The organism is Moraxella boevrei DSM 14165 (assembly GCF_000379845.1).
GTDB lineage: Bacteria > Pseudomonadota > Gammaproteobacteria > Pseudomonadales > Moraxellaceae > Faucicola > Faucicola boevrei.
This window is the reverse complement of the sequence record NZ_KB903773.1, coordinates 61,795-85,416: the sequence shown is the minus strand read 5'-3', so window position 1 is coordinate 85,416 and position 23,622 is coordinate 61,795. Positions and strand designations below refer to the sequence as shown.

The following is a 23,622-nucleotide window of genomic DNA, read 5'->3' as shown; positions in this document are numbered from 1 at the left end:
CTTGTTGGTCCCACCTGATCCCTTCCCGAACTCAGAAGTGAAACAACAATACGCCAATGATAGTGTGGTTCGCCCATGTGAAAGTAGGTCATCGTCAGCTCCCCCTATATCTACCCCCTTCAAATCTGAAGGGGGTTTCGTCTTTGGGGTGCTATAAACGAAACACAAATAAAAACATGGTAAAAACCATGTTTTGGAAAATAATTCATGAATACAGACTACTTGCCATGTCTTAATTTTGTCATCATTGCTTCTACTCACTAGATACGGTATTATCATGACTATTGCAAATCCTTTCTTAAGAAAAAACCCAACGCTTGGGCATAGCGTTGGGTTTTTAGGGGCTTTGTTTTCATCATGAAGTGGTGGCATACTAGCCGATATCCTTATGCATCACTGCACCAACACTGTGTATCCGTTCATTCCTTGTGTTGATGTGTGCATTATAGACTACAATGTAAGGTCGCACAAGCCGACAAAAACGGATTTGTGTGTAAGCATTTGCTTACAAAGCTGGTATTAGCTTTAGATTAGCTTTGTTTCACAATCTCACTTACCGCACGCCATGCTTGCTCAAATGCCCCTTGGGTATAAGGTTTCCAGTCAGCATCACTGCCTGCGATATGTACGTTTCCTTGCGGTTGTTTCACCGATGTCAACGCACGTTCGGCTTCGCCTTCTTCATCCCACAGGATATTTTGCTCGTAGCTGTAGCCATGCCCCCAACGGTTAATGGTAATGGCGAGAATATTATCGTCCAGTTTTTCATCTGCCAAGGCATAAATTTCACGCAACTGATCTAGCATTTCGCTTTCTAATTGCTCATAACTTTTGCCATACAGTTCGGCACGCCCTTGTTTGCAAGCTTGACGCAAAGTATTGCCTGTGCCATAGGGTACAGCAATTTTTACCATGTGGATAATCATTGGTTCGTCAGGATTTTTTGGATAATGATAACCACCCATGCTAACAGGATAATCAAGCATGACTAAACAATATGGCGATTTTGGGGCGTATAATTGCCAAGTGCCAAGCTTTTTAAACACTTGCCAATTTTTTACCAAAACTTTGCCATAAATCATCGGTACACGCACGTTTAAAGACATATTTTTTTTCTGCTGTTCGGGTAATTCCTTATCAATAAACGGTATCATGTGGGCATTACACGCTAAAATTACGTGTTTGGCATTGATACGGGCCACTTTGTCGTCCGTTTTATAGCCAACCATCATATTGTGTAAAACGTTATCAGCACTGCTCGCAACTTTTGTGCCATTTAGATTTTTGACTTGTACCACTGTGCTATTTAGGCGAATATTGACTGCTTGCTCTGGCTTGTCAAGCTCGCTGTAATTAAACTTATCCAATACAATCGCTTCCATTGCTGACATTTTTTTGCCATGTTCAGGATTTGATACCACATTTGGGATTAATTTTTTTACTAGCAAGCGAGCAATGGATGCATTACCATCAGGAAAATGATAAATATATGGCTCACTTTCAGAGTTATCGCTTTGTAAGCCTAAATTATTTAGTCCAGGATAACCTTCATAAAACGCATCAATCGCCGACAAACCGTCAATTGGAAAACCCCAATATTCTAAGCAAATATCTTCTAAAAATAATTTGGCTTTTTTGGGTAGTTTTACGTTTTCAATCAAGAACTTATCATAACTAATCTTGCTAAGATAATCTTCTCGCTTTTCCTGTGGCATGGGGGCAAGATAATCTTTTGGCTTGCTATAAAGGTTAATCAACGCCTGTTTATCGGCATCATCAAGCGGTGCATCAGTAAATAATTGCTCGGCATTGTCGCTATTTGGCGTGTCAGGCATGATATGACTTTTGCCAAACGTTGCTTTGTTAAAAAATACGCCCTTTTTGATGTTTAATTTTTCAAAAAAAGTTTGGTCATAAAATTTTTCAAATTTATCAACATCAATGCCCAATGCCACGAGAAGGGCTTTGCTTTGCTCATTATAATGGGTTTTTGGCGAGTCAATGCTTTCAGTGCCACCATAACTTAGGCGAAAAATATCTTTGCCGTCAACATTGGCGTGAAATTCGTTGCGTTTGGCATGACCGCCGAAATCATCGTGATTATCTATCAATAAAATTTTACTTTTTGGAAATTGTTGTTGATACCAATAGGCACTTGCCAAACCGCTAAGCCCTGCCCCGACCACCACAAGGTCATAATCACCAGTGCTTGGCTCATCCGTTACGTCAAAGGTTTTACCTTTCCATGCCAATTCGTGAGCAACATCAAAACTGCGTTGATGATTGCCACGCAATTTGTCATAGGCGGGCGGATAATTAGTAAACTTCTGTTTGCTTAAATCAGGCGTTGGTGTGCTAGCAGTTTGGCTAGGACTATTTTTAGGATTGGTTGAAGGATTTTTTTGGCAAGCGGTTAATAATCCTGTACTAACGCCCGCAATGGCAATAGCTGAGCCGTTTAAAAAATCACGTCGTGTAATTGTCATGGGCAAACCTTTTTATCAAAAAGTGTTGGTAAATTTTTGGGTAAATGCTTGAAAATGTTGCTATTTTACATGATTTTTCTCAAAAATTCATGATGAAAGAATTTTATTTTATTCTGAGTGATTTGTTATAAGGGGGCTTTTAAAACGTAAACATGAAAAAACAATCCTATTATTGCAATCAAAACCGCTCAACTTAAGGTAAATACAAGCGTTGATAAAATCACAACCCATTTACGTTGATAAGTTTTTGAAAATGCCAAATAACCATACGACAACATTATTGCTAAGTAAATTAACCAAAAGAACCAGTCGGATACACCAAGGTCTAAATACCAATCTTTATAATAGACATAAAGTGTGTCCATCAACAACTGAAATATCAAGGTTGTTAAATAGCCAATGATAAGTAAGGTGGTTGGGTTTTTGGTTAAAGATTTGACTTTCATTTATATTGCTAAGTAGGTTGGGTTAAGCGTGCGAAACCCAACATTATAAATAAAAGTTGGGTACCATACTTCCACCCAACCTATAAAAATGGTTGGTTATTATTTTATTCTGAATGATTTGCAAATTTTTGGTCGATGAGTTTAAACGTTTTGGTTGCATCATTCCACAACAGATAATAGTTAAGATAAGTATCGTTGTTATTGTCATCTGTGCCACAATATTCTTGTTCAACGATTAATTGGCTATTTGGTTTTGTGAAAAATTCACTGACCGTGATTGTCAATCCAGCTGGTAAATCAGAGCATTTTAATCTAGCATTTTCTCTAGCACTGTAAGCCAAATCTGCTAAAGGATAGACCTTGCCTGTGCGTCTATCAATCATGGCATAATTTACGCATGATGAACCACAACCCCAAGCAGTGATATTATAGCTACCTGCAAAATCAACATTGGTGCTTGCATAAGCATTTTTAATCCGTGTTTTATATTGAGTAGCATATTCATGGCTTTTATAGTTGATTGGGGCTTTTTTATCTGTATATATTTTGACAGGATAATCTGTAAAAAGGGGCGTTTTGGCATTGGCTTGAATGCTTATCAAGCCAAACAAAACAAATATAATAGAAAGTGTTAATTTCATCTTTAAATTTTCCAAAAAAATTAATTATTCCACGGTTACTTTCGCATACGCCTTTTTACCTGCTTGAATAATCACCGTTTGCCCTTTTTCTAGGGCAAAACCTGCGTCTACCACGTTGGTATCTACTTTAACCAAGCCATTTTTTAATAAATCTTTGGCTTGGGCTGAATTTTTGACCAAATTGGCTTGATTGAGTGCTTGGGCGATGAACAATTTTTCCGCACCGTGTAACTCCAATGTAATTTCTGGCAAATCCACAGGCAATTCACCATCGGCTAGTCTGTTACCTGCTGATTTATGGGCATTTTCGGCACTTTCTTTATCATGGAAACGCTCAATCAGCTCTAACGCCAAGATTTTTTTAATTTCTTGTGGATTGCGACCGTTCCCGATTTCATCAAGTAGTGTGTTAATTTCGCTCATCGGTTTAAAACTTAATAACTCAAAATAACGTGGAATGAGACTATCAGGCATGGACAAGATTTTTTGGTACATCACGCCAGCAGGGTCGGTAATACCGATGTAGTTGCCAAGTGATTTGCTCATTTTATTGACACCATCTAAGCCCTCCAAAATCGGCATGGTAATACAAACTTGGGCTTCTTGGTCATAGCGGCCTTGTAAAGTACGCCCCATCAGCAAATTAAAAGTTTGGTCAGTACCGCCAAGTTCAACGTCTGCTTTCATAGCAATCGAATCGTAACCTTGCACAAGTGGGTACATAAATTCATGCAGTGAAATCGGCGTTTGGTTTTTAAAACGGTTGGAAAAATCATCCCGTTCAAGTATGCGAGATACGGTGAGCTGACTTGCCAAGCCAATCATATCGCCTGCCGACATTTTAGAGAACCACTCTGAGTTAAACATAATGGTTGTTTTGTCTTTATCTAGGATTTTAAAGACTTGCTCGGCATAAGTTTTAGCGTTTTGTTTGACTTGTTCTTCGGACAGTGGCGGACGGGTGGTATTCTTGCCTGACGGGTCGCCAATGCGAGCGGTGTAATCGCCAATCAAAAACAACACTTCATGCCCTAAATCCTGAAAATGACGCAATTTGTTTAACACAACCGTATGCCCAAAATGTAAATCGGGGGCGGTCGGGTCCATACCAAGCTTAATACGCAAAGGGCGATTTTCTTCTAATTTTTTGATTAAATCTTCCTTAGAATAAATGTCTTGCACCCCACGCATGATAAGTTCAAGTTGTTCATTAGTTGCTAAAAAATTTGTCATAATAGGTTTCTCTTAAAATTGGTTTAAGGTGTCAAATAAAGATTAGCATCATTTTAACAAATTTATCCAAGAAAATCCCCCACCAAACCAAAAAAAGTAACCATGCCATCGCATAGTTACTTTGATGAGTTGATAAAATTAACGAATTATTTGCCTAATTTTTTCACAGACTTGACCTTACAACTTTTGTACAAAATCTCGCTTGCTGGATTTTGAATGGTATCAATACCAACTTTGTGATAGTTTGACAACGTCAAAGTACTAGCACCCAAGCTAAAATTATTGTCATCGCCAAAACGCGTTGTCACATTATCTGAGTAAGCAAGGTTAATCGGCATAAAGCGAGACTTTCCACCCAAGGTTGCTTGGGCATAGGTTGGTAGATTTTGTTGATTAAAGCCATAAGTTACTTTTACCGACTTACCGCTTTGGCATTGATAACTAACTTGACGTTTTGTTACCGTGGTGTCGTCTGCCTGGCGAGCATCCATCATGTCATCAGCATGAACCATAGAAGACGTACCGATAACCAATGCTAAGGTAGGTAAGATTTTTGTGAGTGTGGTTGAAAGTTTCATAATTTCACCTTGTTAATTACCAAAAAAATAAATGTTAAAATCGTGGTTATAAGTTAAGTTTTATTAAAAAATTTATATTTCTTAACTTATAGAATTATTATAAGTCGAAATTTTTCTAAATAATATAATAAAATGGTAAATAAATCTTTCTACTACCAGTGGTTTAGAAAAATAAATGGTTTTTTGACATATTTGCTTACAGTTTTGCCGACATTGCAAAAAAATAAGCAAGATTTTTTCAAAGTGATTGATAAAATCTTGCTCAAATTTTTGTGAAAAATCAATGGTTTTACAAAAGTGAGTTTATAAATCCAACACCACTTTGGCAGCAATTGCGATTTGATATAAAATCTGACTTAAACCACGTCCGATTTCCACACGTTTGGTTTTCACCGTTGGCAGCACCATAATTTGGTCACCTTGTTGCACCACATAATCGCTTTTTACCACCACATTTTCGCCATTTGGATGAATGGCGATGATGTTTTTCTTGTCCGCATTGGCATTGTAACCGCCTGATTTGGCAATATAATCACCTACTATCATGCTTGGGTTAAAGGTAATTGCATTTTGAAAACGCACTTCGCCATTTACCGTTACCACGGACGTTTTTTCAGGTACTTCAATGACATCGCCTTGTTCTAGCAATACATCTTGCCAAGCAGTTTGTTGTACCACAATCATGCCATCAGGTTGTACTTGGCGGGCTTTGGCGATAAATTTATCAATCATTTGGGCGTCAATTTGACGCAAACTCGCTTCTTCTTTGGTGATAGATTGGGTGGCGAGCGACATTTCTTGCAGTTTATCAAGGGCGGTATTGATGTTGCGTTTTTGTTGTTCAGCGACCGATTTACGATAGATTTTTAGGGCGGTTAAGTTGGCGGTTTCGCTTGGGCGAATTTGGGCGACCACGTCTTTTAAAGTCGCACCGTGTGGCAACACCACTACGCCATTGCCGATATGAGCCCCACGCACTTGCACGCCAATCGTACTGGCGTAACGGTCGGACGTTACCACGAATTTATCACCGTCATAGACTTTGAGTTTTTCGGCATCGGCTAAGGGGTAATATTCGCTTTTTAACGCACGGTCAACGCCACGAGCCACGCTGATATTGGTCGCTTGTGGGGTGGGGTTGGCAATTTCCAAAATATCGCTTACCGTTAAATTTTCCACATCAAATTCAAAGGTATAAGCGTTTTGCACTTCGCCATCAATGCTAAAGGTTTTGCGTTGTGGGGCAACAGTAATGACATCGCCGTCTTCAAACGAAAATGGCTCAAGTTGCCCTGCTAACAAAAATTTGTACAAATTCACTTGTTGGGCGATTTGTCCATGACGGCGGATTTGAATGTCAATATAACTGCCACGTTTTGGGTCAACGCCCCCTGCACGGTCAATATACGACAGTACCGAGTCTGCCGCTACCCCTGAATAATAACCAGGTTGATTGACAAAACCTGTGACAAACACCCGCACAGGCAAGGCTTCTTGTAAAGATGCATACACGCCGACATTGGCACGGTAAATTTTACCAACAGCAGATTTTACCACACTTTGCAAATTACCATTTCGCACCCCTGCCACATGGACAGGCCCGACATTTGGGATAAAAATATTGCCTTGTGGGTCAACCGTCATGGTTGCAGAAAACTGATACGCCCCCCCACATTCTAAGCTGAATATTATCGCCTGCGTTAATCACATAATTGCTGTTAAAATTCGCCCCAGACGTACTGGCAAAGGCCCCACGAAATAGCTGAGCCCCAAACATTTTGGTGTTATCGCCCACCGCTTGATAATTGCCTGTGGTGGTAACAATCGGCTGACTGCCAAGCGTGGCGGAATTGATTGCCTGTTGGCTGGCTTGGCTTTGCTGTTCAAATTGTTGGTTACTTTCGTTAATTGAGTTGGTTTGCACCGCTGTGTGTAAAGCTTGATTAACCGTATCATCTACGGCAAAAACCGCTGAACAGGGCAAAACGGCACACGCCAATACAAGCGTTTTTATGGCGAGTAAACGTGATTTATATTTAATTTTCATAAAATTACCTTTTATTTTTTTAGCAAATTTTAGCAATTATCGTTATCATTTTAGTCAATTTAATCTCGGTGGTCTCGGATAATTGCCAAAATCAACTGCACAAAGCCATAAAAAATCAACAAAAATGCCAACGACGTAAAAATAACATACCAATAGCGTGGGTAGCTGGCTTCTTCGGCTTTAAAGGGAGACGAAATTACAATCAGATTTTTCATTTTTTGGCTCGCTTCTAGGCGGGCTTTTTCCAATGCCGTGAGTGCCATTTTGTACTTTTCTTCAGCAAAATTGGCGTTAGCTTTGATTTGCTCAAACTGTAACGCTTTGGTATTTAAGCGATTATTGGCAGGTGAAGTTAATTTGGCATGTTCTTGAGCGACTTGTTGCTCTACTGCTTTGATTTGGCTACGTAACGATACCACTTGCGGGGCGGTCGGATTTAGGTAGCTTAATAATTGACGCTCCTCGGTACGCAACGCACTCAAATTGGCTTCCAGCCCTGCAATCAAGCTGTTTAATGCACGTGCTGAACTTTCTGGATCTAAGATTTCGTTACGGTTTTGGTAATTTAACACCGCCGATTTGGCTTCGTCCATTTGTTGTTGGGCATCAGCAAGCTGTTTTTCGGCAAAGGCGGTTTGATCTTTTGCCATATTTTGTGAAATATTGTTGACAAAATTTTCACTTTGTTCTAGCAAGGCTTTATTCAGTTTTAACGCATACTCAGGGTCAAAGCCTTCGGTTTTGATGTTTAAAATATGCGTGGTTTGGTCAAGTTCTACTTTGACACGCTTTTTAAAATATTCTAACAACTCTTCACGCGTTGGCTCGGCAGGTAGCTCGTTAAATGGGTCAGAGCCATCCACACGAAAATTCTTGCGAAATTGAAACTGTGGGTCAAGTTTGTCAATCATGTCATTTGACAAAATATAGCTAGTCAGATAGTTGCTATCTTCTACGCTAGTGCTGACACCACCAAGTAGGGCGACCAGTCCTGTGCCTGTGGGTATACTGTTATCACTTGTTTGCTTGACCACCACTTGTGATTGGCTAATATAGCGTGGATGAGCGATAGCAAGCGTGTAAAAAATCACCAAAAGCCACGGCAACACTACCAAACCGAGAAATAAAATACCTTGTTTTACTTTACTTTTATTCAAATTATTTTTTAGACTGACTGACATGTTCTTTATATACCTCGATTGCTTGCTTGGTGTCGTGATACACCACCGCAGTTTGATTCATAAGTACAATTCCAATATCGCAATTTCGCTCAATATCACCTAAATTGTGTGAAACCATCAAAAAACCTGACTGTTCACGGCGAGCTTGCAATACTTCTTCACTGCGTTTACGAAAGGCAGCATCACCCACCGCACCTGCTTCGTCCACCATATAATAGTCAAAATCAAACGCCATGCTTAACCCAAAAGTCAAGCGAGAACGCATACCTGACGAATAACTTTTGACAGGCATATCAAAATAGCGTCCTAAATCGGCGAACGCTTGTACAAAGCGGATTTTTTCATCAATAAACTCGCCACTTGAGTACAAACGACAGACAAAACGTACATTTTGCCGACCTGTCAAACTGCCTTGAAATCCGCCTGCTACACCAACTGGCCACGAAATCGTACTATTGGTAATGACTTGCCCTTTGTCAGGTTTATCTAAACCGCAAATGATATTTAGCAAGGTGGATTTGCCTGCACCATTTCGCCCTAACAGTCCAACGCTTTGTTTATCTTCAATGAGCAAATTTAAATCTTTAAATAAATAATGGCGACCGTGTGGGGTCATAAAAGATTTGGTAATATTATCAACTTTTATCATATTTATCCCTTTTTGCTTTTAACGCTTACGGATAAAATCGTTTTCACAGGCTTTATATAGCAACAAACCGACAAAATCCACCGCCATCATCCATTTAAAAAAGTACCAAATATCAATATGATAGTTCGGATAAGTGGGTGATAATGAATGACGAATTAATTCAATATTATGCACGAATGGATTATACATTAGATAGCTTAAATATGGCTATGGCACGATATGGATGGAATATATAACCCCAGAGATAAAGTATAAAATGGTGAAAATAATACTGATAATTTTGCTAATTTTGCCACCATAATGTCCAACCACCATCATAGTCAACGCCACGCCTAAGCTAAACAAAAATAACCCAAGCCAACACAATAACACAACATGTAAATTATCAAAATTAATCGTTATACCAAAAACCGCTCATAACATACCCATCAATAGCCAAAAAGTGAAAAAATAAATCAAAAATTCTAAAAATGAACGTGCCAAAATCACGTCAATATGCTGAACCGAGCGATACATAAGCAATCCTTGATTGGCTTCTACCGCTCCTAACGCTCGAGTGGCATTTTTTTGAAACATATAAAAAGGTATCATACCTGATAACAAAAATAACGGATACTCCATACCAGGTAAAACACGTTTCATCACCGTGCCAAAAATTATCACATAAATCGCCACCTGAAAAATAATCTCAAGTGGTGCCCACAAATACCCCAAAAGATAACCACCAAAACGTGTCTGCAACTCACGCATCAGCAACGCATGGATAGACGCCAGCATGACTTGCAGACCACTACGGCGTTTTACAGGACGGTATGGGGGAAGTTGGATTGACATAAGCACAAAATTTTGACACAAAAATATGCTATATAATAAAGCATCTTGCAAAAAAAAATGTATCAAAAAAAGGTATAATTTTGTGTTTTTACAGATAATTTGATGAGTTTTCAAAAAAATTGCATTATCCATTGAAAAATTTGAAAAATGTTGGTAAAAAACCGTTACATATCCTTACTAACTTTTACTAAGCTACCATACAATTACTAGCAAAATTATGTTATTTTGGTAGTTAAAATTTCAACATCAACATCAACATCAACATCAACATCAACATCAACATCAACATCAACATCAACATCAACATCAATATTGATATTAGGAAAACTTGTTATGGCAAAAATCTACGAAACCACTGCTAGCAACACAGGTGCAAGAAACGGTACAGCAACGCTATCTGATAGCGATAAAGCATTCAACCTTGTGCCACCCGCATCAAAGCAAGATGGCGTAAATCCTGAGCAATTATTTGCGGTGGGTTACTCGGCCTGCTTTAATGGGGCGTTGGCACTTGTCAAAAAAGCGTTTGGCAAAGCGTTTGAATCTGAAGTTCAAGTTACCGTTGAACTCAATAAAGAGGGTGACGATAATTTTTATCTAACAGGCAGTATTCATGTCGTCGCAACAGGTGATATTGATGCTGATACGCTAGAAAAAATTGTTGCCAAAACCCATGAAGTCTGCCCATATTCAAAAGCCGTTCAAGGCAATGTGGACATGAAACTGTCTAGCGAAGTTAAATAAAAAGCCAGATAATTTGCTATTATTTATAAAACCTTTGTTTAGCAAAGGTTTTTTTGTGTCTTTCTTTCAAAACTTGATTTAAAAAACCGTAAAAATACGCTACAATGACAGGGTTGATTAAATTTTACCAAAAATGAAAAGATATGCCAAATTTACCTGATGAACAAATCCAAAATTTTTCTCACGAAACGGTTTTACTAAACGAAACCGTAGCAAGCGTGCTTGGGGTAAAATCATTGAATGATTTGACGGCTAAAAAATCAGGCATTTTTGTGGATGCCACCTTTGGGCGGGGCGGACATAGTAGACTGTTATTGGAATATTTGGCGGACGATAGTGTTTTGATTGTTTTTGACAAAGACCCACAGGCGATTGAGGTTGCCGAAAATCTTGCTAAGACTGACAGCCGTGTCAAAGTAATCCACGATAGTTTTGCTAATATTATCAAGTGCTTAAGTGATTTAACCATTGACAAAGTCGACGGCATTATGGCGGATTTGGGTGTATCTAGCCCGCAGTTAGATGACGGTAATCGTGGCTTTAGTTTTATGCGTGATGGTGTGGTCGATATGCGTATGGATACCAGTCGTGGGCCGTCGGTCGGCGAGTGGCTAAAAGCGGTTGATGAAGCAACGCTTGCCAAGGTCTTGTATGAATACGGTGAAGAACGCCATAGCCGAAGAATTGCTAAAGCAATAAAGGCGATGGACAGTTATCATTCTACGCTAGAACTCGCTGAAGTTATCAAAACCGCTCATCCTAATTGGCAAAAAGGCAAGCACCCTGCGACCCAGAGTTTTCAAGCCATGCGGATTTTTATCAATAATGAACTCTCTGATGTTGAAAACTTTTTAAATGATTGTATTAAAATTTTAAACACAGGCGGACCACTTGCTGTGATTAGTTTTCATTCATTAGAAGATAGGATTATTAAGCAGTTTTTTAATCATCACAGTCGTGGGCGTTATGATGGCGATGATAAATTACCCATACCACCAAATCGCCCAAAGTATTTTAATAAGCCTGAACGCATTGCTCCATCTGATGAAGAGATAAAGGCAAATCCACGTGCCAGAAGTGCGTATTTGCGTGTGGCGACCCGTTCAACGGTAGCGGTAGAAAATTGAAAAATATCATTTTTAGCAAAAAAATTAGCCATTTAAAAACGATGTAACCACCATGCAGACAACTCCGAAAAATCCCCAATCCGAACCAATCCACACGAGTTTTTTTGACAATGTCAAAGGCGTGGTTGAAAAGTTTGCCAAGCCCAAAAATAAAACAACAAAAGTTGATAAAAAAACTAAGGTTAAGCCAAATCTTAAACAACATTTTAAAGAAAAAAACAACGAGCCAAAACCCACGCCACACCGCCAAAATATCGACAACAGCCCAAAAGTGCAAAATGATATCCGTGAGATTTTGCAAAATGATTATCAAGGTATTAGTCCGTATAGCGTGGCGATGTTACTGTTGGTGTTGGCGATTTTGTGGACGGGAACGCAAGTGGTTCAGCAGGTGCAAGATTATCATGAAGCCTATAGCAAGCTGTTGGTGCTAAAAAAATCCTTTCGCCATATGCAGGTGGAACGCCAACGGATGCTGATTGAACAGCAAACCTTTAGTGCTACGCCACAAGTCACCAATCGTGCAGTATCTGAGCTAAATATGTTTTATCCCAACGTGTCCGACCGCATGATTATTAATAATAATGGCACGATTATCCGCAATAATGTGGCAAGTGCAACGGTAGAAACCATTGTTATTGACCCAAGAACTCAGCATTAGAAATCAGTATTAAAAGCCAACATTCAGTTGGTTGATTTGTTAAAATATTGAAAAAAATTAAGTAATTGTTGTGAAAAATGCCAAAAACTAGGCGAAATCAGGTAGCGAGATGTTAAAATACCTTAAGCGTGATAAAAAAAATCTTAACAAAACAAAGCAAAACCTACGCCCCAAAAAAGGGGCGGGAGCGTCTATGCGTGGGAGTGTGGAAGAAGACAGTGGACGCTTTAAAATCGTGTGGGCGTTCATGGTGCTTTGCTTTGGGGCGGTGTTTTGCCGAGTGGCGTATGTGCAGGTGATTAACGCCCCTTTTTATCAACAAAAAGGCAATACGTTGATTACCACCACAGTGAAACAACCGCCGTATCGTGGCATGATTGTTGACCGTAACAACATTCCATTAGCGATTTCTGCCCCATTGGTAACGCTTACTTTTAGTCCACATGATTATGCGGTTGAGTATTATAAGTTAAAAGCCAAAGAAGCGGAACTTAACGAAGCCAAAGACAGCCAAAGTGTCAATAAAGCCAGAAAAAATGTTGCTGAACGCTTAAAAAACATGGATCTACAAAAATTGTCTGCCTTGACAGGCATTGATGTGGAACAGTTTAACAATGCGGTACAGCTAAATCACAATATTGACTTTGAAGACAAAGAAGCGGTCAAAGCGGTGCTTCCAACAGGGGCAGGCTCGCACTATTTTATGCTGATGAAAAATGTCAATCCTGAAACTGCCCAGCCGATTATTGATGCGGATTTTGTCGGAGTAAATACCGAAAATTTTTATCAGCGTTTTTATCCACAGCCACAGCCGAACGCTCAATTACTTGGGTTTATGTCACGTTCTGCAGACAAAGAAAATGGTTATTATCGTGGGCAGTCGGGGATTGAGTCTATTTTTGAAAGTACGCTCGCAGGCTCGGCAGGTGAAGTGAGAGTGATGCGAGATGCTAAAAATAACCGTCTAAAAGAGTTAGAACAAATCAAGCCTGAAGTGGCAGGCAAGGACGTGCAACTCACCATTGATAGCCGTTTGCAATATATCTTGTACCAAGAGCTTGAGCGAGTGGGGCGTGTGCAAAAAGCCCGCTGGGCGACAGGTATGATTGTGGATGTTAATTCTGGTGAAGTTATGGCGATGTCAAATTGGCCGTCATTTAATCCCAACGATTTAAACAGCATGACCAATGAAAATCAGCGAAATCATGCGGTGATTGATATGTTTGAACCAGGTTCAGTGATGAAGCCGATTACCGTCGCCATTGGTTTAAATTCTGGACAATATAATGTCAATTCCAAAATTAACACCAGCCCTGGTAGTATGAATTTGCAAGGGCATACCATTCGTGACCATGGTAATTTGGGCGTGATTAGCTTGCGTCAATTATTGCAAAAATCCAGTAACATCGGCTCAGCAAAAATCGCCTTATCACTTCCACCACAAGTTATGAGCGAAGGTCAAAAAGCCTTTGGTTTTGGCAAAAAAACCAGTTTGGATTTCCCAGGGGAAGCCAAAGGTGTTGTACCAAATCCAACCGTCAAAGAAGTCTCTCGGCGTGGTACGGTGGGTTATGGTTATGGCATTGATGTCACTTTGGCACAGCTTGCTCAGGCCTACACAGTACTTGGCTCAGGTGGTATTTTTTATCCATTAACTTTGGTAAAAAGTACGCGTGATAATGCCATGAATAGCAACAGTCTAAATAATGTCGCCGTGCCATTTGCCAAATCTGCACCGCACCAAGTCATCAAACAAAGCGATGCACTTGCGATTGTGGACATGATGTCAAGTGTCACTGAAGAAGGCGGTACAGCAAAACTAGGGGCGATAGATGGTTATCGTGTCGCGGGCAAAACGGGGACAGCACGTCGTATTAACCCAAAAGGTGGCTACTACAACGACCAATATCGTACGTCATTTGTCGGTATTGCCCCTGCCAGTAATCCACGTTTTGTGGTGGCGATTGTGGTGGAAGACCCGCAGTTACAAAAATTCGGCGGTCTTGTCGCAGCACCTGTGTTTCGCAACGTGATGAAAGAAACCTTACGCCTATATAACGTGCCATTTGACAAACCGTTGACAGGGAAGGAAACAACTCAGGTTAGTTTAGAAAGTGTAAATGATTTATAAACTATTTTTAAAGTATTGCCAAAAAAGTTAAGGGAAATAGGATGCAGTTAAACCAATTTAATCTAAATGATGAGTTAACAGAAAATTTAAAAAGTGTATTAAATATTGATTTTAAATCTTTGCAAGTGGATAGTCGTAAAGTTGAAAACGGCGATGTATTTGTGTTATTAAAATCCCAAAATCCGAACGCCAAAACCGATTTAGACACCTTAAAAACTTATTTAAAATCGGTACAAGACAAAGTGGTGTTTGTGTTATCAGAAATTGACATGTCTGCCATTTTCCACGAATTTGATTTTCAAATTGTTGTTTTGCCAAACATTCGTGAGTTTTTGGGCGATTTGGTAAGCCAAAGTTTGCAATTAAATGACCCTGCCACACTGCCAACCATCATCGCCACCACAGGCACAAATGGCAAAACGACGATTAGCCAATTAGTCGCCCAACTTTTCTCATTTAGCGGTGCGACGGTCGGTGTCATGGGAACGGCGGGTAATGGCGTGATAACTGACGGAAGTTTACATTTAACGCCTGCTACGCATACCACGATGGAAGTGTTTAATTTGCATCATGCAGTACACGATTTTGCCAAAAATGGCGTCAATGTCTTGTCGATTGAAGCCAGCTCCCATGGCTTACATCAGCACCGTTTGCAAGGCTTGCCAATCAAAGTCGCTATTTTTACCAATTTAAGCCGTGACCATCTCGATTATCACAGCGATATGGACGATTATGCACAGGCGAAAGCTCGGCTTTTTGACAAAAAACTTTTTCCAAGTTTGACTCACGCCATTATCAATCTTGATGATGAAATGAGTGAAAGTTTTATCAATACCGCAAAATCATCAAATTTGACCGTGTGGACGTACAGTGTGGACAATAAGCCTGCTGATTTTTTTGCCAGCAACATCGTGCCAAGCCTTGATGGGGTTGAGATGACGGTCATGACCCCACAGGGGCAATTGGTGTTAAAAAGCCCATTATTAGGGCGGTTTAACATTGCCAATTTGCTCGCTAGCATTGCAGGGGCGATGGCGGTTGGTGTGTCGTTTGAGCATATACAGACAGGCGTGCATGAACTTAAGGGGGCGACAGGGCGTATGCATAGAGTGCCGTCCAAGGTTGGGGCGTTTATTGTGGATTATGCCCATACGCCAGACGCTCTTCAACAAGTTTTAACCAGTTTAAAATCGCATTGCCGTGGCAATCTGTGGACGGTGTTCGGTTGTGGGGGCGACCGTGATAAGGGCAAGCGTCCACTGATGACCCAAGTTGCCTTAAAATTTGCTGATAAAGTCGTGCTAACTGCGGACAATCCACGCACGGAAAATCCGCTTGCTATTTTAAAAGATATGCAAGCAGGTATGAACTGCGAGCAACATTATAAAACCGAGATTGAACCTGACCGCAAAACCGCCATTGAATTTGCGGTGGCAAATAGCGGTGACAACGATATTGTGGTGATTGCAGGTAAGGGGCATGAAACCTATCAAGAGATTCACGGTGTGCGTTATGATTTTGATGATAGTGTGGTGCTGAAACAGGCGATTGAGAAGTTTGGGAAGTGAATATGTTTACAAACAATCTTGAAAACATTGTTTTTAATCGTCATGTACAAAATCATGCTGATGAGTTTTTGATTATTACAGGTTATATTGGGCCACAACCATTTGCTCGTTTGCAGGATTTGCCGATAAATTGCCAAGTGATTTATGGAATGTATGGCAGTGATAGCATTAGTTATCGTTTAAATAAAGCATTGAATCAAATTCAACAAAAATCTGAAAATACGAATTTGTTTTATTCAAAAATTGGCGTTCATGCAAAATGTTATTTATGGCGAAAAGATGGGCAAATCATAGATGCTTTGGTTGGGTCTGCTAATTTTTCACGTAACGGGCTTGCAACACCAAACCGAGAAATTTTAGTTGAAGCTGATAATCTTGTTTATACTGAATTAAATCATTATTTTGATTTAATCTTGAAAAATTCTATTCGTTGTGATGACAATGATGTGCAATTCAAAAACAAATTTATCGCAACAGTAGAACAGCCAATTCAGATAGATAATGAATGTCGTTTATCATTTTTAGCAAGAGATGGCGAAGTTCCGTCTAAAAGTGGCCTTAATTGGGGGTGCAACTCGACACAAATTGGTGGAACAGCTCATACCTGTGTTGGAGATGCGGAAATTCGCATTACAAAGGAGCATATTCTTAATTTTCCTAACTTATTTCCGCCAAAGTTAGGTGTTGAGAAAATCAATAAAGATGGTTCAAAAGGAAAATTGCAACGCCAAAATGATGAAATTGAGCTTATTTGGGACGATGGTAAAATTATGGCAGGTTTGTTGGAACAAAATATTAAACATAATGATATGCTATATCCTAAAGCTCTGTGTTCAAGCCATTCAAAAGCTGAATTAGGACTATATCTACGCAAACGTTTAGGTGTATCAGATACGCATACTATTACACGAGCTGATTTAGAAACATACGGCAGAACAGATGTAACGATTACTTTACAAGCTGAAGGTGTGTATTATTTGGATTTTTCCGTTAATTGATATATTTACCCCCAAATTTTTTTAATGTCCTATGTTAAAATATCGCTTTTTTGATGAGAAAATAAGATGAAAAATAAAAAATTTACTGTTATTGATATGTTTTCAGGCTGTGGTGGATTGTCTAAAGGCTTTATTGATGCGGGTTTTGATGTTTTAATGGGTGTTGATTTTGATGAAATGGCATTAAAAACATTTGAAAAAAATCATCATGGAGCGATTGCATTTAAAGGTGATTTATTTAAACATGAAACTTTAGATGAAATTGCAGATTTATTAAACCATCAAAAAATTGATGTGATTATTGGTGGTCCACCTTGTCAAGGTTTTTCATTGACTGGTAAACGTCAAGAACATGATGAAAGAAACGGCTTATTTTATAGCATGGTAGAAGCAGTTAAAAAGTTTCAACCCCAAGCCTTCATTTTAGAAAATGTACCAGGTTTAGCAACTTTGTATCAAGGCAAAGCCAAAGAAGCCATTTTAAAAGAATTTGGAGATTTAGGATATACCATTAATTACCAAGTTCTTTATGCTCCCGATTATGGTGTACCGCAAATCAGAAAGCGGATTTTTTTTGTGGGTTTAAAAAATGGTATCAAATTTGATTTTCCTTTACCAGTCCATACAGAAGATAATTATGTAACTTGTGAACAAGCCATAGGTGATTTACCTAGCTTAGAACATGATTTAGGTCATAATATTAGTGAATACACCATGTCTGCTTTTTCAGATTATCAACAAAAAATGCGACAAAATTCAACTGTATTACATAATCATTTGGGGACAGTTCATACCGATTTGGTGAAATCAGTTATTGCTCAAGTTCCTGAAGGTGGTAATCATAAAGATTTGCCTGCAGGTGTCGGTGATAGTCGAAAATTTAATGAAGCATGGACAAGGTATCATAGTCAAAAACCATCAAAAACAATAGATACAGGTCATCGCAATCATTTTCATTATAAATGGAATCGTGTTCCAACAGTTCGAGAAAATGCTCGCTTACAAAGCTTTCCTGACGATTTTGTATTTTTAGGTAATAAAACTCAACAATATCGACAAGTCGGCAATGCAGTTCCACCTTTATTGGGTTACTATTTAGCATTAACATTAAAAAATTATTTAGATGATGAATAACAATGTATAGATTTATAGATTTATTTGCAGGTTGTGGTGGTTTATCAGAAGGTTTTCATAAAAATGAAAATTTTGAGTTTGTTTCGGCTGTGGAATGGGAAAAAGAACCTGTTGCAAATTTAATTCATCGCCTAAAAACTAAATACAATGAACAAAACGCCGATAAACAAGTTTTAAGGTTTGATATTCAACGTACTGATGAATTATTAAGTGGTTGGCAAAATGATAAAGAATATGGTTCAAATCAAGGTTTAGATTTTTTAGTTAATCATAAACCAATTGATGTTATTATTGGTGGTCCACCTTGTCAAGCCTACTCTATGGCAGGTCGAGTACAAGATAAAAATGGTATGAAAGATGATTATCGCAATTATCTTTTTGAAAGTTATGTTAAAGTTGTTCAGCATTATCAGCCTAAATTATTCGTTTTTGAAAATGTTGTAGGTATGCTATCAGCCAAACCAAAAGATACTTTAGTGATTGATTTAATTAGAGATGAATTTGATAAACATGGTTATGCCATTGTATCTGATTTAAAAAAATTTGCTTTGCAAGATTTGACAAGATTTGGCGTACCACAAAAGCGTCGGCGAGTGATTATTATTGGTATTCGTAAGGGTTTATGTGCCAATCCTAAAGCTATATTGCAAGATTTCTATACCAATATTTTACCCAAATATTATAAACCGTTAAAGACAGTTCAAGAAGCGATTGGTGATTTGCCAAAATTATATCCAACAACTGCGTATCGTCTTAATGGAAAAAATTATTCACATACGCAACCTAATATAGCGATTGCAAATCATCTACCACGCTTTCATAATGTAAGTGATATCGAAACTTTCCAATTTTTGGCAAAAGACATTGAAACAGCGAGATATGAGTATGTTTCAACAGAAAAGTTAAAGCAACTTTATACACAAAAAACTGGTAAAAATTCAGCGGTGCATAAATATTATGTTTTAAGACGAGATGAGCCAAGCAATACTATCCCAGCTCATTTATATAAAGATGGATTACGACACATACATTATGACTCGGAGCAAGCACGCTCAATTACTGTTAGAGAATCTGCTAGATTGCAGACATTTGATGATGACTATGAATTTATTTCATCGGTAGGTGCAAATTATAAAATGATAGGAAATGCCGTTCCACCTTTATTTTCTGAAAAATTAGCGTGTGCTTTATTTGAAATATTAAAAAATTTATGAAAAAAATCTACCTAATCCGCCACGCCCAAAGCGAAAGTAATGCAGGGCTGGCACTTCGCCCTAACCATGAAATTAACCTAACCGAATTTGGCAACACCTAAGCGGTTGCCCTTGCCGATTGGCTGAACGAAAACATCTCCAAGATTGATGGCGTATTTATCTCCGCTTATGCTCGCACACACCAAACTGCCTTTCCATTTTTGCAAAAAACAGGCATGACTGCCCAAATTTTAGACGATTTGCATGAGTTTAATTATCTGGATTCTGAGCGGATTAAAAATATGGAACTTGGCGAATTACGCCAACTTGCTGAAGATTTTTGGACACAAGGCAATGATTATCAAGACAGCGATTTGACGGATAGTTTTGATAATTTTATTGGTCGTGTCAAAAATGTGCGTCAAGCGTTCGATGTCTTGCCAAATGGGATATATATCGTCTTTACGCATGGGATGTGGATAGGGATGCTGATGTGGCAACTACTTCACGGCGAAAGTAGTCGTGTGAACAACATGACAAAATTTCGTGAGTTTGAGCTTGCCATTCGCCCGAAAAACTGTGAAGTTTTTTTACTAGAAAATGGCGGTATCTAGAAAGTGCGGGTGCGAGCAGATAGTGATAATAATCCGTATGAACGCTACTGATTTTAAATAAAAAATTCTATAAAACTGTAAAATATGACCGAGCAAAACCTCACGACCAGTCTAAAAAATATACCACAAAACTCATCACAAAATCAGCATCAAAATTTAACCAAAATCCGCCAAAAAACTGAAAAAAAATCAACACTATCCCAACAAAATACGTCAATGGCGTGTGGTTGTGTTGGCATTATCGGCATTTATTTTTAACACCACCGAATTTATTCCGATTGCACTGCTGTCCGATATCGGCAACAGTTTTGCCATGCCTGTGGCGGACGTGGGCATGATGATGACGATTTATGCGTGGATTGTGGCGGTGCTGTCATTGCCTGCGATGCTTGCCACTGCCCATATTGAGCGACGAAAATTGCTGTTGGGGCTGTTCGTGGGTTTTTGGTCTTGGCAACAGTATAAAAATTAAAATTTTATCAAATCAAAATTAATGTTAACTGCGAAATACAAAATAAACCGCCCCGAGCAAACATAGTCCCGCCCACAGATAATCCAATTTTAAAGGTTCTTTTAAATACAGCACCGCAAATGGCACAAATACACACAGCGTAATCACTTCTTGCATGATTTTTAGTTGTCCGACATTCAGTACGGTGTGTCCGATACGATTGGCAGGTACTTGCAACAAATACTCAAATAACGCTATCCCCCAACTTACCAAGGATGCGACAATCCACGGTTGATTGTTAAAATTTTTAAGATGCCCATACCACGCAAAAGTCATAAGAATATTGCTACAAACCAGTAGCCCAACCGTGACAAAAACGGGATTTATCGTCATTTTCTGCTTTTTATCCATGTACCAATTTATCAAGCATTACGGATTTGCCAGCACAGGCTTATCGGTTATTACGGTAACAGGAGCATTGGTGTCGGTACTAACTTCAATCGCCATTGGTGTCTCCACGATAGTTTCGGTAATCGGTGAGATTTCTACAGGTTCTAGCATTTGTACAGGTTGTACTGTTTCGTTAACGTTGACTGGAGTTTTCATGCTTGTATTGACAATTGGTTCATGAGTGCTTGTAACAATAGGGTTTGGCACGACTTTTGGAATGTTTTGCAACGACTGCGATGCAGGCACAACAAGGTCATTTTTTGGTAAATTAACAGGGGTTGTCGGTGTAGTATTTGGATATAAGTTGTTAATATTTAACGGAATTTGTTTTAATGTGCCATTTTTGTCAATAACTAATTGCATGGTGCGAATGCCGTCTAGGCTTTTTTCGGTCATGCTCGCCACCGCCGTGCCGTTACGTAAAATGGTCGGTTGTAAAAACACGATTAAGTTGGTTTTGTCGCTATTTTTGGTTTTTGAACGAAATAGATTGCCAAGCACAGGCACGTCGCCAAGACCGGGGACTTTTTGTTGTCCGTAGCTACTGTTATCTCGCATCAGACCGCCTAAGGCAACCGTTTGTTGGTCGTCCGCCAAAATGGTGGTTTTAATCAGATTTTTATTTGTTACCACACCGCTTGTATTGTTGAGTGTGCCTTCCACGATAGAAGAGACTTCTTGAGTGATTTCAAGGCGTACCGTGCCATTTTCCCCAATATGTGGCACAACATTTAGGTTAATCCCTACATCTTCACGGCTCACGGTTTGAAAAGGATTAGTAGATGAGTTGTTGTTATTGGTGGTGTAAGAGCCAGTTACAAACGGTACATTTTGACCGACCAAAATATTGGCTTTTTCATTATCCAAGGTCAAGATAGACGGCATGGACAACAAATTGGCGTTATTGGTTTTATTAATCGCTTGCAAAATCGCCCCATAAAATTGACGATTACCACTACTATCCACTTTGCTATCACCGATGCCAAACAATGCCCCTGCAATTGATGCCGCAGCTGACCCTGCACGCCCTGTTAAGGCTTCACTCGCCAGCCCAATCGCGGTTGCTCCGACATTGTTAAAATTCACTACACCCACGCCACTGTTGGCATTCCCCATTGCCCATTGCACGCCGAGTTGTTGCGTGTCGTTGCCTGAGATTTCCATGATGGCTGCTTGTATCAGGACTTGGTCACGGCGTGTATCAAGTTGGTTAATGGTATTTTCAATTTCTACCATCAATTCTGGATTGGCATTGACAACGACCGAATTTTGGGTTTGGTCAGCGATAATGCTAAATGGGCGACCTTGATAACCTGAGTTGTTACTACTTGTGGTGTTGGTACTACTGGTGTTAATCGGTGAGCCTGTGGCAGATGTGTTATTGCTTGAGCTAGAATTGGAACTATTGTTGTTACTTGAGCCGAACATGGAAGTGGCTTCTAGCGTGGTTTGGTCACCTGCACTGTTAATAGATTGGTTTGATAACAGCCCACGAAGCATATTGGCGATATGAGTGGCACTGGCATATTTTAGCCGAAATACCCTTAAACCGCTTAGCCTTTGGCTTGGTAAGGTATCTAACTCTTCTACCATGCGTTGTACTTTGGCAGTCATTTCTACGCTACCTTTTACCAATAGTCTATCGGAAATCGGGTCGGCGATAATGTTAATCAAACTACCACCTGATGCACTCACAGCTTCTGGTTGTCCATTTTGGCTTGAGGTGGATGTTGTGGTAGACGTGCCTGTTAATGAACTTAATAACGCCATCATGCGGTTGGCGTCCACATGACGCAGCGGAATGACGGTGAGTTTGTCATTCATATTACTGTCTAAGTCTTTAATTAGTTTTGCCATTTCGTTAAGACTATCGGCACGGTCGGATAGTACCAATGCATTAACATTTGGCACGACAGCGGCATTGGCGTATTGGGGCATCATCGGTCGGATGACGTTTAACACATCGGTGGCACTGGTGTTGGTCAGATAAATAATGCGGGTCGCCATACGGTTACCTGTGGTATTACCCCGCAGATCCACGTCAACGCCTGCTTGTTTCGCCACAGTATCTGGCAATAATTCGACGCTTAAACCCCGCTCAATCGCCACAATACCATTAACTTTCATCACTGCCAAAAACAGCTCATAAATCTCATCACGGCTCAAAGTTTTATTGGCAATCACCGTTACATTACCATTAATGCGTGGGTCAAGCACAAAATTCTTTTGGGTAATACTGGCAACTTGGTCAATAAATGCTTTAATATCCGCATCTTGCAAATGCACTTTGTAGCCAGTTTCTGCAGATGCACTGGGTAAAGTGACCGCACCCATTGTCAACACGAGGCTTAAGGTTAACAGTTTGATTAATGGTAAAGATTTTTTGGTGGTCTGTGTATTCATTGCGTTTTTCATCGTCTGGTTCATCATTGTGTTAATTGTAAAAGTAAAATGTA

Annotated in this window: 22 protein-coding genes, 1 rRNA gene and 2 pseudogenes; 12 read left to right on the top strand and 13 right to left on the bottom strand. The window is 39.5% G+C overall.

All coding sequences use genetic code 11. The features are described from left to right. A 5S ribosomal RNA gene (gene rrf, locus A3G3_RS0103110) occupies positions 1 to 100 on the top strand; the annotation flags it as partial. A gap of 430 nt (positions 101 to 530) precedes the next feature. Here rrf and A3G3_RS0103105 read toward each other — a convergent pair. From A3G3_RS0103105 to A3G3_RS14720, 11 genes are all read right to left on the bottom strand, one after another. After that, positions 531 to 2,486: an NAD(P)-binding protein gene (locus A3G3_RS0103105; RefSeq protein WP_019519087.1), complete on the bottom strand. Its 1,956-nt coding sequence runs from the start codon at positions 2,484 to 2,486 to the stop codon at positions 531 to 533. A gap of 188 nt (positions 2,487 to 2,674) precedes the next feature. After that, positions 2,675 to 2,932, bottom strand: coding sequence for a hypothetical protein (locus tag A3G3_RS0103100; RefSeq protein ID WP_019519086.1), 258 nt, complete (start codon positions 2,930 to 2,932; stop codon positions 2,675 to 2,677). 104 nt (positions 2,933 to 3,036) lie between these two features. Then, a complete protein-coding gene (locus A3G3_RS13935; RefSeq protein ID WP_019519085.1) occupies positions 3,037 to 3,573 on the bottom strand; it encodes a hypothetical protein in 537 nt (178 codons plus the stop codon). A gap of 24 nt (positions 3,574 to 3,597) precedes the next feature. After that, positions 3,598 to 4,806, bottom strand: coding sequence for a tyrosine--tRNA ligase (tyrS, locus tag A3G3_RS0103090; RefSeq protein ID WP_019519084.1), 1,209 nt, complete (start codon positions 4,804 to 4,806; stop codon positions 3,598 to 3,600). Positions 4,807 to 4,952: 146 nt separating this feature from the next. After that, positions 4,953 to 5,384 carry an ACP-like domain-containing protein gene (locus tag A3G3_RS0103085; RefSeq protein ID WP_019519083.1) on the bottom strand — a complete coding sequence of 144 codons (432 nt, stop codon included), beginning with the start codon at positions 5,382 to 5,384 and terminating at the stop codon, positions 4,953 to 4,955. Between the two features lie 303 nt (positions 5,385 to 5,687). Beyond that, a complete protein-coding gene (locus tag A3G3_RS13080) occupies positions 5,688 to 7,028 on the bottom strand; it encodes an SLBB domain-containing protein (RefSeq protein ID WP_228702706.1) in 1,341 nt (446 codons plus the stop codon). Then, positions 7,018 to 7,431, bottom strand: coding sequence for a hypothetical protein (locus A3G3_RS14730; RefSeq protein WP_228702705.1), 414 nt, complete (start codon positions 7,429 to 7,431; stop codon positions 7,018 to 7,020). Before A3G3_RS14730 ends, A3G3_RS13080 begins: the two co-directional genes overlap by 11 nt. 59 nt (positions 7,432 to 7,490) lie before the next feature. After that, entirely contained in the window at positions 7,491 to 8,612 is a 1,122-nt protein-coding gene (locus A3G3_RS0103075) for a hypothetical protein (RefSeq protein WP_019519082.1), read from the bottom strand. After that, entirely contained in the window at positions 8,590 to 9,261 is a 672-nt protein-coding gene (locus tag A3G3_RS0103070; protein ID WP_019519081.1) for an ABC transporter ATP-binding protein, read from the bottom strand. Before A3G3_RS0103070 ends, A3G3_RS0103075 begins: the two co-directional genes overlap by 23 nt. An 18-nt stretch (positions 9,262 to 9,279) precedes the next feature. Beyond that, positions 9,280 to 9,450, bottom strand: a complete 171-nt coding sequence (locus A3G3_RS14725; RefSeq protein ID WP_019519080.1) for a hypothetical protein — start codon at positions 9,448 to 9,450, stop codon at positions 9,280 to 9,282. Positions 9,451 to 9,675: 225 nt separating this feature from the next. Next, a complete protein-coding gene (locus A3G3_RS14720) occupies positions 9,676 to 10,095 on the bottom strand; it encodes an ABC transporter permease (RefSeq protein ID WP_228702704.1) in 420 nt (139 codons plus the stop codon). A gap of 333 nt (positions 10,096 to 10,428) precedes the next feature. Here A3G3_RS14720 and A3G3_RS0103060 point away from each other — a divergent pair, with 333 nt between their 5' ends. The 11 genes and pseudogenes from A3G3_RS0103060 to A3G3_RS0103005 all read left to right on the top strand — a co-directional run. Further along, the gene (locus A3G3_RS0103060) at positions 10,429 to 10,839 is read left to right on the top strand and encodes an Ohr family peroxiredoxin (RefSeq protein WP_019519077.1); all 411 of its coding nucleotides are present in this window, start codon (positions 10,429 to 10,431) and stop codon (positions 10,837 to 10,839) included. 143 nt (positions 10,840 to 10,982) lie between these two features. Beyond that, positions 10,983 to 11,966, top strand: coding sequence for a 16S rRNA (cytosine(1402)-N(4))-methyltransferase RsmH (rsmH, locus tag A3G3_RS0103055; RefSeq protein ID WP_019519076.1), 984 nt, complete (start codon positions 10,983 to 10,985; stop codon positions 11,964 to 11,966). Between the two features lie 52 nt (positions 11,967 to 12,018). Continuing rightward, positions 12,019 to 12,627 (top strand): cell division protein FtsL, encoded by a 609-nt coding sequence (locus A3G3_RS0103050; protein WP_019519075.1) that lies wholly within the window; start codon positions 12,019 to 12,021, stop codon positions 12,625 to 12,627. A gap of 109 nt (positions 12,628 to 12,736) precedes the next feature. Next, positions 12,737 to 14,758, top strand: a complete 2,022-nt coding sequence (locus tag A3G3_RS0103045; protein ID WP_019519074.1) for a peptidoglycan D,D-transpeptidase FtsI family protein — start codon at positions 12,737 to 12,739, stop codon at positions 14,756 to 14,758. 41 nt (positions 14,759 to 14,799) lie between these two features. Beyond that, complete coding sequence (locus A3G3_RS0103040; protein WP_019519073.1) at positions 14,800 to 16,326, top strand: UDP-N-acetylmuramoyl-L-alanyl-D-glutamate--2,6-diaminopimelate ligase; 1,527 nt, start codon at positions 14,800 to 14,802, stop codon at positions 16,324 to 16,326. Between the two features lie 2 nt (positions 16,327 to 16,328). Beyond that, a complete protein-coding gene (locus tag A3G3_RS0103035; protein ID WP_019519072.1) occupies positions 16,329 to 17,324 on the top strand; it encodes a restriction endonuclease PLD domain-containing protein in 996 nt (331 codons plus the stop codon). 66 nt (positions 17,325 to 17,390) lie between these two features. After that, positions 17,391 to 18,458: a DNA cytosine methyltransferase gene (locus A3G3_RS0103030; protein ID WP_019519071.1), complete on the top strand. Its 1,068-nt coding sequence runs from the start codon at positions 17,391 to 17,393 to the stop codon at positions 18,456 to 18,458. A gap of 2 nt (positions 18,459 to 18,460) precedes the next feature. Continuing rightward, positions 18,461 to 19,672: a DNA cytosine methyltransferase gene (locus tag A3G3_RS0103025; RefSeq protein WP_019519070.1), complete on the top strand. Its 1,212-nt coding sequence runs from the start codon at positions 18,461 to 18,463 to the stop codon at positions 19,670 to 19,672. Between the two features lie 113 nt (positions 19,673 to 19,785). Beyond that, positions 19,786 to 20,265: pseudogene (locus A3G3_RS0103015) on the top strand (histidine phosphatase family protein); the annotation flags it as partial. An 84-nt stretch (positions 20,266 to 20,349) separates the two neighbouring features. Further along, positions 20,350 to 20,523 (top strand): hypothetical protein, encoded by a 174-nt coding sequence (locus A3G3_RS14455; protein WP_019519067.1) that lies wholly within the window; start codon positions 20,350 to 20,352, stop codon positions 20,521 to 20,523. Then, positions 20,444 to 20,710 (top strand): annotated as a pseudogene (locus A3G3_RS0103005) (sugar transporter); the annotation flags it as partial. The gene A3G3_RS14455 and the pseudogene A3G3_RS0103005, both read left to right, overlap by 80 nt. Before the next feature lie 51 nt (positions 20,711 to 20,761). Here the strand turns inward: A3G3_RS0103005 and A3G3_RS0103000 are convergent. Then, complete coding sequence (locus A3G3_RS0103000) at positions 20,762 to 21,109, bottom strand: DMT family protein (RefSeq protein WP_211207539.1); 348 nt, start codon at positions 21,107 to 21,109, stop codon at positions 20,762 to 20,764. A gap of 36 nt (positions 21,110 to 21,145) precedes the next feature. Continuing rightward, positions 21,146 to 23,569 (bottom strand): type II secretion system secretin GspD, encoded by a 2,424-nt coding sequence (gspD, locus tag A3G3_RS13070; RefSeq protein WP_019519064.1) that lies wholly within the window; start codon positions 23,567 to 23,569, stop codon positions 21,146 to 21,148. Positions 23,570 to 23,622: the final 53 nt, after the last annotated feature.